13 protein-coding genes are annotated in these 13,915 nt (G+C 68.0%); 9 read left to right on the top strand and 4 right to left on the bottom strand.

Features of this window, described 5'->3' with window-relative positions; all coding sequences use genetic code 11:
• The first annotated feature begins 13 nt into the window (after window positions 1-13).
• The 4 genes from BLW05_RS07020 to BLW05_RS07005 all read left to right on the top strand — a co-directional run bounded on the left by BLW05_RS07020 (window position 14) and on the right by BLW05_RS07005 (window position 3,981).
• The gene (locus tag BLW05_RS07020) at window positions 14-703 is read left to right on the top strand and encodes a protein-L-isoaspartate O-methyltransferase family protein (protein WP_093161349.1); all 690 of its coding nucleotides are present in this window, start codon (window positions 14-16) and stop codon (window positions 701-703) included.
• A 16-nt stretch (window positions 704-719) separates the two neighbouring features.
• A complete protein-coding gene (locus tag BLW05_RS07015; RefSeq protein ID WP_093161347.1) occupies window positions 720-1,055 on the top strand; it encodes a rhodanese-like domain-containing protein in 336 nt (111 codons plus the stop codon).
• A gap of 139 nt (window positions 1,056-1,194) precedes the next feature.
• Window positions 1,195-2,733, top strand: a complete 1,539-nt coding sequence (locus BLW05_RS07010; protein ID WP_093161346.1) for a TolC family outer membrane protein — start codon at window positions 1,195-1,197, stop codon at window positions 2,731-2,733.
• A gap of 186 nt (window positions 2,734-2,919) precedes the next feature.
• Window positions 2,920-3,981, top strand: coding sequence for an autotransporter outer membrane beta-barrel domain-containing protein (locus tag BLW05_RS07005; protein ID WP_177142582.1), 1,062 nt, complete (start codon window positions 2,920-2,922; stop codon window positions 3,979-3,981).
• 4 nt (window positions 3,982-3,985) lie between these two features.
• On the opposite strand, the gene BLW05_RS07000 is transcribed toward BLW05_RS07005, so the two are convergent.
• The gene (locus tag BLW05_RS07000) at window positions 3,986-5,359 is read right to left on the bottom strand and encodes a 3-deoxy-D-manno-octulosonic acid transferase (RefSeq protein ID WP_093161343.1); all 1,374 of its coding nucleotides are present in this window, start codon (window positions 5,357-5,359) and stop codon (window positions 3,986-3,988) included.
• Window positions 5,360-5,531: 172 nt separating this feature from the next.
• On the bottom strand, window positions 5,532-6,914 hold the full coding sequence (locus BLW05_RS06990; protein WP_093161341.1) for a phosphomannomutase/phosphoglucomutase: 1,383 nt from the start codon (window positions 6,912-6,914) through the stop codon (window positions 5,532-5,534).
• A 111-nt stretch (window positions 6,915-7,025) separates the two neighbouring features.
• Between BLW05_RS06990 and BLW05_RS06985 the strand changes: the two genes are divergently transcribed.
• From BLW05_RS06985 to BLW05_RS06975, 3 genes are read left to right on the top strand one after another with little or no spacing between them, the layout of a single operon-like run.
• Window positions 7,026-8,579, top strand: a complete 1,554-nt coding sequence (locus tag BLW05_RS06985; RefSeq protein ID WP_093161340.1) for a DNA-3-methyladenine glycosylase 2 family protein — start codon at window positions 7,026-7,028, stop codon at window positions 8,577-8,579.
• Window positions 8,580-8,593: 14 nt separating this feature from the next.
• Entirely contained in the window at window positions 8,594-9,094 is a 501-nt protein-coding gene (locus BLW05_RS06980; protein ID WP_093162108.1) for a methylated-DNA--[protein]-cysteine S-methyltransferase, read from the top strand.
• A complete protein-coding gene (locus BLW05_RS06975; protein ID WP_093161338.1) occupies window positions 9,091-10,062 on the top strand; it encodes a DMT family transporter in 972 nt (323 codons plus the stop codon). Before BLW05_RS06980 ends, BLW05_RS06975 begins: the two co-directional genes overlap by 4 nt.
• Here the strand turns inward: BLW05_RS06975 and BLW05_RS06970 are convergent.
• Window positions 10,015-10,755 (bottom strand): DUF1345 domain-containing protein, encoded by a 741-nt coding sequence (locus BLW05_RS06970; RefSeq protein WP_093161337.1) that lies wholly within the window; start codon window positions 10,753-10,755, stop codon window positions 10,015-10,017. The genes BLW05_RS06975 and BLW05_RS06970 overlap by 48 nt on opposite strands.
• 82 nt (window positions 10,756-10,837) lie before the next feature.
• Here BLW05_RS06970 and BLW05_RS06965 point away from each other — a divergent pair, with 82 nt between their 5' ends.
• Together BLW05_RS06965 and BLW05_RS06960 are read left to right on the top strand one after the other, a co-directional pair.
• On the top strand, window positions 10,838-11,569 hold the full coding sequence (locus BLW05_RS06965) for a c-type cytochrome (protein WP_093161335.1): 732 nt from the start codon (window positions 10,838-10,840) through the stop codon (window positions 11,567-11,569).
• 15 nt (window positions 11,570-11,584) lie between these two features.
• Window positions 11,585-12,853, top strand: coding sequence for a c-type cytochrome (locus BLW05_RS06960; RefSeq protein WP_093161334.1), 1,269 nt, complete (start codon window positions 11,585-11,587; stop codon window positions 12,851-12,853).
• 16 nt (window positions 12,854-12,869) lie between these two features.
• Here the strand turns inward: BLW05_RS06960 and BLW05_RS06955 are convergent, their stop codons facing one another.
• A complete protein-coding gene (locus BLW05_RS06955) occupies window positions 12,870-13,844 on the bottom strand; it encodes a cupin (protein ID WP_093161332.1) in 975 nt (324 codons plus the stop codon).
• Window positions 13,845-13,915: the final 71 nt, after the last annotated feature.

Genomic DNA, 13,915 nt, shown 5'->3' with positions numbered 1-13,915 from the left:
CTAGGAAAAGCACATGAACGCCGCCACAACTGATCTGGAGCACCTTCGCTTCAACATGATCGAACAGCAGATCCGTCCCTGGGATGTGCTCGATTTCGAGATCCTCGAACTCCTCGCCAAGATCCACCGCGAGGACTACGTGCCCGCCGCGCACCGCGGGCTCGCCTTCTTCGACCTGGAAATCCCGCTCGAAGATGTCGCCACTGCCCGCGAGCCGGGCCAGTGCATGCTCTCCCCGAAGGTGGAAGCACGCATGCTGCAGGACCTCCATATCCAGAAGCATGAGACGGTGCTGGAGATCGGCACGGGCTCCGGCTTCATGGCCGCCCTGCTCGCGCAGCGCGCCGCGCAGGTGCTGACGCTCGAAATCGACTCCAAGCTGGCCGCAACCGCGGCCGAGACCCTGCGCCGCAACGGCGTGATGAACGTCGAAGTCCGCCATGCCGACGGCGCGCAACCGCTGCCCAGCGGTCCGACCTTCGACGTGATCGTCCTCAGCGGTTCGGTCGCGCGCGTTCCGCAGGGCCTGCTCGGCTCGCTGAAGATGGGCGGCCGCCTCGCGGCGATCGTCGGCGACGAGCCGATGATGCGCGCCCACTTCGTCACCCGCGTCGGTGAAGGCAAGTGGGACACGGTGCAGCCGTGGGACACGGTCGCTCCGCGCCTGCTGAACTTCCCGGAGCCCTCGCGCTTCAACTTCTGATCCGCCTCCTTATTTCATGATCGATCAAATCCACCCGGCCGAGGTTGCCGACTGGTTCGCCAGGAACCCGAGCGCGACGCCGGTCGTGCTGGATGTGCGCGAGCCCTGGGAGCTGCAGACCGCCAGCGTCGCGCCCAAGGGTTTCACGCTCGCAACGATCCCGATGAACGAGATCCCGGCCCGCATCTCGGAGCTCAACGCCGACCAGCGCATCGCGTGCCTGTGCCACCACGGCGCACGCAGCCAGCGCGTGGCGGCCTTCCTCGCGCAGAACGGCTTCACCGAGGTCGCGAACATCGCGGGCGGGATCGATGCGTGGTCGGGCCACGATCCTTCCGTGCCCCGGTACTGATGCTCGCCCCCAGGCTCCGCGCACTTCGTGTCGCTTCGCCACCCCCCACCGGGGGCAACACCGGCGGCCCGGCGGAGCCGGTTCCGCGGTGTTCCTGGTCTGAATAAGAAAACCAAGTTACTGACTTCAAGGACGATTCATGCCCGTTCCCAGGCCTCTTCCCCTTTCGGCAGCGCTTGCGGCGATGTTCGCCGCTGCCCTCGCGCTGCCGGCTCACGGCCAGAGCCTGATCGATCTGTATGAATCGGCGCGAGGGTACGACGCGACCTACCAGGGCGCGCTCGCGCAGTACGACGCGAGCGTGGCACGGGCCGCACAGGCCAAGGCGGGGATCCTTCCGCAGGTCGGGCTGTCGGCAAATGCGACGTCGACCGAGCAGGAGCTTTCGACCGCCAACTTGAGCATTCGCCGCGGCCTTCCGTCGCAGACGGCCGGCGTCAACGCGACGCAGCCGCTGTACCGCCCCGCCAACTGGGCTGCGTACGAGCAGAGCAAGCGACAGGTCGACATCGCCCAGGACACGCTCACGATCGCCGAGCAAGACCTGATCGTTCGCGTGAGCCAGGCCTATTTCGACGTGCTGTCGAGCCAGGACACGCTGGCTCTCGTGCGCGCGCAGAAGGTCGCGACCGCCGAGCAGCTCGCTTCGGCCAAGCGCAACTTCGAGGTCGGCACCTCCACCATCACCGACCAGCGCGAGGCGCAGGCCCGCTACGACCTCGTCATCGCGCAGGAGATCGCGGCCGAGAACGACCTGCAGGTCAAGAAGATCGCGCTCGACCAGCTGGTCGGCCGGCCGGGCACCAATCCGATCCCGCTGGCGGCGCCGGTGCTCCTGCCGCCGGTGCTCCCGGCCGACATGGAGGCCTGGGTCTCGCAGGCTGACGCGGCACACCCGGCGATCCAGCAGGCACGGCTCGGCGTCGAAGTGGCTTCGCTCGAAGTCGACAAGGCACGCGCCGGCCACAAGCCGACGCTGGATGCGCAGCTCGGCTACAACGCCACGAACAACCCGCAGGGCACCACCACCAGCACGTCGACCGGCCGCGTGAACGTGCGCGCCGCGAGCATCGGCGTGGTGTTCAACCTGCCGCTCTTCGCCGGCTTCGCAACCGAGAACCGGATCAAGGAGACCCTGGCCCTCGAGGAGCAGTCGCGCCAGTCGCTCGAATCGACGCGCCGCAGCGTGTCGCAGGCCACGCGGTCGGCCTATCTCGGGCTGGTCTCCGGCGCCGGGCAGGTCAAGGCGCTCGAAGCCGCCGAATCCTCGAGCCAGAGCGCCCTGGACGCCAATCGGCTGGGCTACCAGGTCGGCGTGCGCATCAATATCGACGTGCTGAACTCTCAAAGCCAACTGTTCCAGACCAAGCGCGACCTCGCGGTGGCTCGCTACAACGTTCTGGTGGGCAACCTGAAGCTTCGGCAGGCCAATGGCTCGCTCAAGCAGGACGACCTGCAGGCCATCAACAACACGCTGGCGACCAACGGGCCGGCGAGCGGCGCCAGTGCCGCATCGCCCGACCAGCCCTCGGCGGCGACGCAAAGCCCGGTCCCGGTGCCGCCCACCCAGCCCTTCGCGCCGCCCGCGGTGCAGGCGCCGCCGGTCAACCCGCAGCACTCGCCTGGCCAGGGCGCACCCCTGCCGCCGCCCACGATCGTCCCCCCGCCGACCCGCTGATTCCCCGATTTGCTCCCGCACATCGACGGGGGCTGGCTTCGGCCGCCGATCCGACGCAGAATGTCCGCGGGCTGATCCGTTTCCTGACGGTTCTTACAAATCGCCGGACTTGCCTGATGGGGGTACACCATGCGTTGGGTGCTGACACGCAAGGCGGAAAAAATTGGGGAGAGGTTGGGGCGACCCGTGCTGCCGCGGGCCGTCGCGATGGTGTTTTGCGCCGGCAGCTACGCGGTTTTCGCCCAGTGCGGCCCGCCGTCGGCCGGCTCGACGAGCCTTTGCTCACCGAGCCGCCCGCCCCTGGCGGCGGCGTACCTTGGCGATCAGCAGACCTCCGGCATTCTTCTTGTCCACTCGCTCGACGAGCGCTGGGGCGATCCGTCGCGTAGCAGCGGCCAGTCGCTCGCCGACGGCTCCGCCGCGCAGCCGCTCACGATGCGCGTGGCCGGCCAGGGGCTGGGTTCGACCCTGGGTGCGCTGGGTCTCAAGACCGACAGCCGCACCGGCACCGCCCGGTTTGGCGGTGATACGAGCCAGTGGTCGCTTTTCAACACCGCCGACAAGCTGCATCTGGGCGCCATGGGCGGCTACGGCTTTGGCCAGAGCGGGGCCGGCTCCTCGGGCAATGCCTTTGACACGACAGGCCGCGCCAGCAGCGGCAGTGCGGGCGTCTACAGCACCTGGTATCAGGACGACCGTTCGCGCCTCGGCTGGTACGGCGATGTCTCCGGCCAGGTCGCCTGGATGGACAACAGCGCCGAGACCCCCTGGGTGAATCGCACGAACTACCCTTCGAACGCTGGCGTCGCATCCGCCGAGGCCGGCTATTCGTTGCAACTTGGCGACAGCAGCCCCTGGACGATCAAACCACAGGGGCAGTTGATCTATCTGCGCAGCAACAACTACAACCTTGCGGATACGCAGTTCACCACCGTCGACGGCATGCGGCGCAACGGCTGGATGTCGCGGCTCGGCGTGCGCGTGCAGCCGGAAGGCCTCCAGGCCTGGGGGATGAAGCTGCGCCCGTACGCTGCGGCGAACTGGTGGCACGACGAGTCGAACGCCGAGGTCATCGCCAATACCTACTCGTCCACCACGCTCTATCCGAGCAATCGCTACGAGCTGAAGACTGGCGTCAACGTGGACGTTTCGCCGGGCATGGCCGCCTGGGGCGACCTCGGCATGCAGTGGGGCCAGCAGTCCTATCAGGCGTGGACGGTGCGCGCGGGCATGCGGTACGCCTGGTAGGGTTTCAGTCGAGGCTCGGCTCGGTACGCTCTTCCGGCGGCACCGGTGCTGTTTCCGTGACAACCGCGTTTTCTGCGATCGCCAGCAGTGCGGCGGCCGTACGTTCGGCCGCGCCGCGATTGGATGACGCGAACGCCAGCGCCGCCTGCGCCATCGCCTCGCGCCGCTCCGCCTTTTCGACCAGCTTGAGCGCCGCGGTCACTGCATGCTCCATGTCGGGCACGCGCATTGACGCGCCCGCCGCCAGCGACAACTCGGCCGCCTCCGCGAAGTTGAAGGTCGACGGCCCCATGATCACGGGACAACCGCACGCGGCCGCCTCGATCAGGTTCTGGCCGCCGAGCGCCTCGAAGCTGCCGCCGAGCAGCGCCACGTCCGCCAGGCCGTAGTACAGCGCCATTTCGCCCAGCGAATCGCCGAGCCAGATTTCCGACTCCGTCGGCGCACCGGCGGCACTGCGCCGCGCCACCGTGAAGCCGTTTGCCTGGATCAGCGCCGCGACCTCGTCGAAACGCTGCGGATGCCGCGGCACGATCATCCATTGCACGTCGTGCACCCGCTTGACGATCGACTGGACGCCTTCGCGCTCCGGCGGAACCGGCGCCAATGCGCCGAAGCGCTTGAGCACATCGAGCAGTTGCTGCTCCTCGCCGTCGCGCGAGCTCGCGAACACGATCACCGGCCGCGGGAGCTGCGTGCGCAGCTTGGCTGCGGCCGCGAGTTGCCGCGCATCGGGCGTGGCGTCGAACTTGAGATTGCCGAAGATGCCCGAAACCTTCGCACCCAGCGACACAAGGCGGTGCGAATCGGCCTCCGTCTGCGCCCAGACCGCGGCCAGCGACGAATAGGCGGGCCGCGCGAGCCAGGCCAGGCGCTCGGCGCCGGCCAGCGACTTCTCGTTCAAGCGGGCGTTGGCCAGCACCAGCGGAATGTGGCGTTCCGCGCAGGCGGCCGTCATCTCGGGCCAGACCTCGGTTTCCATCAGCACGCCGATGCGGGGCCGGAAGCGGTCGAGAAAGCGCGCCACCGCATCGGGCGAATCCCACGGCTGCCACACCTGCAGATCGCCGGGTTCGAGCAGCTTGGCGCCCTCCTCCCGTCCGGTGGCCGTGCCGTTGGTCAGGAGGATCGGGATGCCGGGCATCTGCCGGCGCAGCTCGGCCATCAGGATGCCGGCCGCGCGCGCTTCGCCAAGCGACACGGCGTGGATCCAGCACCAGCCGGTCCCCTGGGCCGATTCGTCGTAGTAACCGAAGCGTTCTTCCACGGCCACCGCGTAGCCGGGCTCGGCCACCGCGCGCCGCCGCAATTTGCGGCGCACCAGCGGCTTGGCCATCGTCGTGAACGCGCCATAAAGGCGCAGCAGCAGCGATCGCATATTCAAAATCTCCCCCAGGCTTCGCGCACTTCGTGTCGCTGCGCCAACCCCCTCTCCGGGGGCGCACCCAGCGGCCCGGCAAAGCCGGTTCCGCAGGTGCCCTGAGCCGGGCTGCGCAGTTTCATGCGTCGCGGGCGGCGTACAGCGCAGCGGGCAACTGAACTGGTTTCATTCAGTGCACAGCCTCGGCCAGGGTCGCGTCGGGCTTGATGCGCTTGAGCAGGGCCAGCATCTCGCCCTCGATGCGCTTGAGCGCGGCGTCCGTCTGGCCTTCGAAACGCAGCACCAGCACCGGCGTCGTGTTGGACGCGCGGATCAGCCCGAAGCCGTCCGGCCAGTCCACACGCAGACCGTCGATGGTCGAGACCTTGGCCGGCGCGTCGAACTTCGCCGTCTTCACCAGTTGATCGACGACGCCATGCGGCTCGCCTTCGGCGCACTTCACGTTGAGCTCGGGCGTCGAGAAGCTGGTCGGCAACGCGTTGAGCACGTCGCTCGCGTTCGGGCTCTTGCTGAGGATCTCGAGCAGGCGGCAACCCGCATAGGTGCCGTCGTCGAAGCCGAACCAGCGCTCCTTGAAGAAGATGTGGCCGCTCATCTCCCCGCCGAGCGGCGAGGCGATCTCCTTCATCTTGGCCTTGATGAGCGAATGGCCGGTCTTGTAGATCATCGGCTTGCCGCCGGCGGCCTCGATGGCCGGCCCGAGGCGCTGCGAACACTTGACGTCGTAGATGATGGTCGCGCCCGGCACGCGCGAGAGCACATCCTGCGCGAACAGCACCATCTGCCGATCGGGAAAGATGTTGCTGCCGTCCTTGGTGACGATGCCCAGACGGTCTCCGTCGCCGTCGAAGGCCAGCCCCAGTTCGGCGTCGCCGGCCTTCAGGGCCGCGATCAGGTCGCGCAGGTTCTCGGGCTTGCTGGGATCGGGATGGTGGTTGGGAAAGTCGCCGTCGACCTCGCTGAAGAGCTCGGTCACTTCGCATCCGATCGCACGCAGGATCGCCGGCGCCGACGCGCCCGCGATGCCGTTGCCCGAATCCACCACGATCTTGAGCGGGCGCGCGAGCTTGACATCGCTGGTGATGCGCTGGGTATAGGCCTCGGTGACGTCGACCTTGCGCACGCTGCCGCCGGGGGCGAGCGTGGCGCTGTCGGCTTCCATCACGCGGCGCAGGTCCTGGATCTCGTCGCCGTAGATGGCGCGGCCGGCGAGCACCATCTTGAAGCCGTTGTAATCCTTGGGATTGTGGCTGCCCGTCACCTGGATCCCGCTGGTGCACAGCGTGTGCGCCGCGAAGTACAGCATCGGCGTGGTTACCGCGCCGACATCGATCACCTCGATGCCAGTGGCGACCAGGCCCTTGATCAGCGCCTCGGAAAGCGAGGGGCCCGACAGGCGCCCGTCACGCCCCACCGCCACGGTCTTCTCGCCAGCGGCGCGCGCGGCGCTTCCGAAGGCCTTGCCGAGCGCTTCGGCGACTTCCGGGTTGAGGGTCGAGGGGACGACCCCGCGAATGTCGTAGGCCTTGAAGATCGATGCGCTGAGCTGCATGAAAAGCTACCCCTGGAAGTTCACAAATGAAGACGATTGTAGGCATGGCCTTTGGCAGCCAGATGTCCGAAAACGGCTACTCTTGATGAGAGCCAGCCGTATCATGAGGCCATGTCTTCCCCGGCTTCCACTGAAGGACTCGAGAGCGACGCGTGCTATCTGGCGATGAAGGCGCACGATGCGCGCTTCGACGGCTCGTTCTTCACCGGCGTGACCTCCACCGGCGTGTATTGCCGGCCGGTGTGCCGCGTGAAGCTGCCGCGGCGCGAGAACTGCCGGTTTTTCCGCCATGCGGCGCAGGCCGAGGCCGCCGGATTCCGCCCCTGCCTGCGGTGTCGCCCCGAACTCGCACCGCGCGCGGCGAGCTGGTCGACCGAGGACGCTTCGCGCATCCTCGCGCTGCAGGCGGCACGGCTGATCGACGAGCCCGACGCCTGGTCCGAAGACGGCCCCGGGGCGGCGCGAATCGCCGCGCGACTTGGGGTGAGCGACCGGCATCTGCGCCGGATCTTCGAATCGCAGTTCGGGGTCTCGCCCCTGCAGTACCTTCAGACGCGGCGCCTGCTCGCGGCCAAGCAGTTGATCGCCGACACCCGGCTCCCGATGACGCAAGTCGCGCTCGCGAGCGGCTTTTCGAGCGTGCGCCGCTTCAACGCGGCATTTCTAGCGCACTACGGGCTGAATCCCAGCGCGCTGCGGCGCGCGGGCGCCTCGAGCGGCAACCGCGAGGACGAAAGCATCGAAGTCCGGCTCGGCTTCCGCCCGCCCTATGACACCACCGCGATGCTGGATTTCTTCGCGCGGCGTGCCCTGCGCGGCGTCGAAGTCGCCACCACCCATCGCGGTGTGCCGGAGTTCGCTCGCACGCTGTGCGTCATGCACGGCGGCCATGCGCTGCAAGGCTGGCTGAGGCTTCGCTTCGATGCGCAGCGTGAGCAGGTCGTGCTGCGCGTGGGCGATTCGCTCGCGACGGTGCTGCCGATCGTCATCAGCCGCGTGCGCGCGATGCTCGATCTCGATGCCGACCCGATGGCGATCAATGCCGCGCTGCACGCGAGCTTTCCGCACGGCGACGGCATGCGTGTGCCCGGCGCGGTCGACGGCTTCGAGCTCGCCGTGCGCGCAGTGCTCGGACAGCAGATCACCGTCGCGGCGGCGCGCACGCTGGGCTCGCGGCTGGTGCAGGCCTTCGGCGAGCCGATTGCGACCCCGGTCGACGGGCTGGACAGGCTCTTTCCGACGCCCGCCGCCATCGCCAACGCGAGCGGCGATGCGCTCGGCCAGCTCGGCATCGTGCGCCAGCGGCAGGCGGCCTTGGTCGCGGTCGCACGCGAGATCATGGACGGGCGGCTTGCGCTGCATCCGGGCGCCGATGTCCCGAAGGCGATTGCGACGCTGCAATCCTTGCCCGGCATCGGCGACTGGACCGCGCAGTACATCGCGATGCGCGCGCTGCGCTGGCCCGATGCCTTCCCTGCCGGCGACGTGGCACTGCAGAAGGCGCTCGGCGTGACGACGGCCCGCGCCGCGACCGAAGCATCGCTCGCCTGGCGGCCGTGGCGCGGCTACGCGGTGCTGCGCGCGTGGTACAGCCCTGCGCCTTCGCCAGGCATTTCTCCGGCGGCCGTTACTTCGGCCGCTCCACTCGCGCCCTCGCCGGCGTGACCGGATTCATCAGCATGAAATTCAAGAGCTCCACCATTCACACCCTGCATTTCGACAGTGCGCTCGGCGGAATCACGCTGGCAGCGACGGACCAGGGTCTCGCCGGCGTCTGGTTCGACCGGCAGCGCCACTCGCCCGACATGACGGGCTGGCAACGCAACGACGACCATCCGGTGCTGCGCGAGGCGGCCAGACAACTGGCCGACTACTTCGCCGGTCGCCGGCAGCATTTCGATCTGCCACTCGATCTCTCGCACGGCACCGCGTTCCAGCGATCGGTGTGGCGCGCGCTGCTCGCGATACCGACCGGACAGACCACCAGCTACGGCGCGCTGAGCGCCGGTGTCGGCAAGCCGGCGGCAGTGCGTGCCGTCGGCGCGGCGGTCGGGCGAAATCCGATCAGCGTGATCGTCCCGTGCCATCGCGTGCTGGGCTCGGATGGTTCGCTGACCGGCTACGCGGGCGGACTCGAGCGCAAGAGCGCGCTGCTCGAACTCGAAGGCGCCCATCCATGAGCGACGTCGACTACGCGGCCAACGAGACAGTCCCCGCCAAGGCAGGTTCCCCGGCATCGAAAACGCAAGGAGCCAGCCGGCGCTGGCTGGTCGACCTGCTGCTGCTCGCCGCCCTCTGGGGGGCGTCCTTCCTGTTCATGCGCATCGGCGCGGCCGAGTTCGGCGCCTTGCCGACGGCTGCGGTTCGCGTGGCGATCGCGACGGTCTTTCTGCTGCCGCTGCTCGTGATGCGCGGGCAATGGTCGTCGTTCCGGCAGTACTGGAAGCCGGCGCTCGGCATCGGCGTGCTCAATTCGGGCATGCCCTTCGCCTTCTTCGCGTTCGCACTGCTGACGATCAACAGCGGACTGGCGGCGGTGCTCAACGCCACGGTGCCGATGTTCGGTGCGCTCGTCGCCTGGGCATGGTTCGGCGACCGGCCGGACCGCTCGCGCATCGTCGGGCTGGTGATCGGCTTTGTCGGCGTTGCGATGCTCGCGGGGCGTGGTGCGGGCTTCCATTCGGGCGCGAACGAAGGTGCCGCGCGATGGGCAATCGCGGCCTGCCTCGCGGCGTGCATCTGCTATGCGTTCGCGGCGAGCCTCACGCGCAAGCATCTCGTGGGCGTGCCCGCGCTCGCGACCGCCACAGGCAGCCAGATCGGCGCCACGCTCGCACTTGCACTGCCGGCTCTCTGGTTCTGGCCCGCGCAGATGCCGAGCCTGCGCGCCTGGATGGCGCTGGCCGCCGTGGGCATCGCATGCACCGGGCTGGCCTACATCCTGTTCTTCCGGCTGATCGAGAACGCAGGGCCGGCACGCGCATTGACCGTGACGTTCCTGGTGCCGGTGTTCGCGGTGTGCTACGGCGCGGTGTTCCTGGGCGAGGAGATCACGCAGTGGATGCTGATCTGCGCGGTGGTGATCGTTTGCGGCGTCGCGCTATCGACAGGTCTGGTCAGACTGGGTGGCGGAAGACGCAGCGCCTGAGCCGCCGGATGGCGGCGGCGAATCCTGCATGGCCGACGCCACCACGTTGATCGACAGGGCCAGCACCAGCATGTTGAAGGCGAAGGCCAGCACGCCGTGGACGAGCGTGAGCCGTCGCATCTCGCGCGAGAGCACCTGCACGTCGGACACCTGCGAGGTCATGCCGACCACGAAGCTGTAGTAGAGGAAGTCGAAGTAGTCCGGCTCGGCCTTGCCGGGGAAGTCGAGCCCCGCCAGGTACCCCTTCTTGTCGGGCTCGGCCTGGTAGTAGCGATGCGCGTAGTGGAAGGCGTAGATGGTGTGGATCAACAGCCACGAACACGCGAGCGCCAGCACCCCCAGTGCGATATGACCGAGGCGTTGCGCACCGCACAATTGCGGCACGCGTTGAAGAAGCATCACGATCACGCCGACGCTGACGCCGACTGCGATCAACATCACTGCCAAGATCGATGCGCGGGGCTGGTCGAGCGCCTGCGCCCTGTGTCTTGTGCCTTGCGCATTGGAGACCTCAGCCAGCCACCACGCCGGCACGAGATACACCGCAGACCCCACGCACCAGCCAATCAGTGCACATGCGACGCCATCGAGCCGCCATGGAAAGAAACGGAGCCCGAGGCCCACGACAAGACCCACCACTGCACCGAACAGCAGACGCTGCCAGCCAGTCATCATCACAAAGCGTGTGCGCATGCGGGCACTGTAGCGTGCATGTTCTCGCGCCGGCCAGGCGGGGGCTGTCGCGATTCACGTCCCCGGGTTACGCTCGGCGCGAATGAAGAACAACCCACGATTCCTGCGCCGCATCGGCACGGCGGCCCTGCTTGCCGCCTGCGCACTGGTGACGATACCGGGCCTCGCAGCAACGCCGCCCGGGCATGTTCCCGACACCATCGAGCAGCGCGTTGCGGCCTGCATCGCGTGCCATGGCCGCGAGGGATCGAGCACCGAGGCGGGCTACTTCCCGCGCCTGTCCGGCAAGCCGGCGGCGTATCTCTTCAACCAGCTCCAGAGCTTCCGCGACGGTCGGCGCCTCAACTCCGACATGACGCACATGGTGCGGCACATGTCCGACGCCTACCTGCATGAGATCGCCGACTATTTCGCGTCCATCCAACTGCCCTACCCCGCCCCGCCCACTACCACCGATGCGACGCCCGAGATGCTCGCGCGCGGCAAGGCACTGGTGTTCGAAGGCGATCCGGGCCGCGACATCCCGGCCTGCGTGCGCTGCCATGGGGAGGCGCTCACCGGCGTGCTGCCGGGCATCCCCGCACTCGTGGGCCTGCCGCGGCTCTATCTTTCGTCGCAGCTCGGCGCGTGGCTCACCGACGACCGCCACGCACTCGCGCCCGATTGCATGACACAGGTCGGACGCAGGCTCACCGCCGCCGACATCAACGCGGTCGCGAGCTGGCTCGCGATGCAGCCCATGCCCGCGGATCCCAAGCCCATCGCCGCGCCGCCAAGTCCGGTGCCGATGGCGTGCAGCGCGCTGAACAACTGAAGCCGCCGAGCCGCCATGCGACGTCTTCTCTACGTACTGATCTTCCTGGCCACGCTGGGCATCCTCGCCGCCTTCGCCATCGTCGGGCTCAACCTGCGCGGCGAGACCAAGCTGCCCGACCCGCCGACTGCTTTCAACTCCACGCCCGAGCTCGTCGAGCGCGGCCGCTATCTCGCGCTGGCCGGGAACTGCGCCGGCTGTCACTCTGCACTGGGCGCCGCGCCCTATGCCGGCGGTGTCGGCATCGAGACGCCGTTCGGCACCGTCTTTGCAAGCAACCTCACGCCCGACCCCGCCGCCGGCATCGGGCGCTGGAATTCCGACCACTTCTGGCGTGCACTGCACAACGGGCGGTCGAAGGACGGGCGGCTGCTCTATCCCGCCTTCCCTTACCCGAACTTCACCCGCGTGACGCGCGAGGATTCGGACGCGATCTTTGCGTACCTGCAGACGGTCCCTGCGTCGCCAGCGCCGAACCGGCCACACGAGCTTCGCTTTCCGTACGACACGCAGGCCGCCCTCGCGGTGTGGCGGGCGCTCTCGTTCACGGCAGGCACCTTCGAGCCCAACTCCAACAAGTCCGCGGAATGGAACCGCGGCGCCTACCTCGTCGACGGCCTCGGCCACTGCATCGCATGTCACGGCACGCGCAACGTGCTCGGCGCCACGCAGGAGAAGCTCGGCCTCTCGGGCGGCCTCATCGCGGTGCAGAACTGGTATGCGCCGTCGCTCACCTCGAACCGCGAGGCCGGCGTGGCCGAATGGGCACCGCATGACGTGGTCGAACTGCTCAAGAACGGGCGCTCCGAGCGCGGCTCCGTGATGGGCCCGATGGCCGACGTCGTCTACGGCAGCACGCAGCATCTGAAAGAGGCCGACCTGCTCGCGATGGCCAGCTACCTCAAGGAGTTGCCGAGCACATCGGCCGCGGTGGCGTCGACGACTTCGCCCAAGCGCGACGCGCGCGTGATGGAGCACGGCCAGCGCATCTTCGACCAGCGCTGCGCCTACTGTCATGGCGACCAGGGCCAGGGCGCGGTCGGCGCCTATCCGCCGCTGGCCGGCAATCGCGCGGTGCTGATGAATTCGCCGGTCAATCTCATCCAGATCGTGCGCCACGGCGGATTCCTGCCGACCACCGCGGGCAACCCGCGCCCGTACGGCATGCCGCCATTCCGGATCGTGCTCGACGACACCGACGTGGCCGCCGTGCTCACCTACGTCCGCGGTTCATGGGGCAACGACGCGCCGCCCGTGACGGCGCGCGACATGCTGCGCCAGTGAGGCGCGCGCGATCGGCTCAGAAGGAGCCCGGCGGCGGCTTGTAGCGGCCCATCCCCTTGTGCAGGATCGGCCGCAGGACGCGCGCCAGCGACGAGCGCGCGATGCCGGTCACCTTGCCGATCGGCGCCTTGACCGCGTCCAGCGCCGCCGACTCGCCGGGCCCCGCCGGTGACAGGCCGCACTTGCGCAGCAGCCGGTTGATCTGGTGCACCTGCGCCGCGCGACGGGTGACGGGCGTGTAGAAATTGACACCGATCGAGATCGCCACCCGGTCGCCGGGCGAGGCCCATTCGGGATCGGACCGCGTCATGTGCGGCGAGGTGCTCGGGAAATAGACCCCGTCCCCCGCGCGCACATCGAACTCGTGGCTGCGTGCACGGTATTCGTCCTTGAGCCGCACCCTGCGCAGCGAGTGCGCGACGATGAAGTCCTCCACCGCATCGATCGGCACCACCGTGCGGTCGCCGTGGTCCCACACATTGAGCACCTTGCGGCCATGCAGCATCAGCCAGAAGTTGTTCTCGCGATCGATGTGGAAAGGCGTCACCGACGGCGGCGCCGAAATGAAGATGAAGCCGGTCACCTGGAACATATCGCCCTGCTCGCGCTCGATGACGTCGCGCACGTTGCCGAGGATGTGGTCAAGCAGTGCCTTGTAGCGCGGGATGACCTCGACGTCGTAGAGCGCAATCCACGAGCCCGGCTCCTCGATGCGGCGAAAGACGTCTTCGATGCTGCGCCCGTCCGGTGGAACGCTGTCGTGGGCGAAGGCCGACGACTGCGTGATGCCCGGCCGGACGAAACGGCATTGATTCAGCGGCGAGAGTTCCTTCGCGAGCGCTTCCAGTTCAGGCAACTGGAACAGCGGATGGCGGTGGTAGTCGTGATGAAGCCGGCCCACCTTGCCCGTCGAAAAGCCGGCCAGATCGTCCACCCACATCCGGCAGTCAGAACTCGTGGACGACATCTTGTCGATATGGCTGGCGCCCATGTATTGCTCCTTCTGGAATCTGGAAAGCATACTTTATGTAACATAAAAATACAAAAGACCTATCGGAGTAG

The organism is Variovorax sp. YR216 (assembly GCF_900107745.1).
Taxonomy (GTDB): domain Bacteria; phylum Pseudomonadota; class Gammaproteobacteria; order Burkholderiales; family Burkholderiaceae_C; genus Variovorax.
The sequence above is the reverse complement of the archived record's forward strand: the minus strand, read 5'-3'. Positions and strand labels throughout refer to the sequence as shown.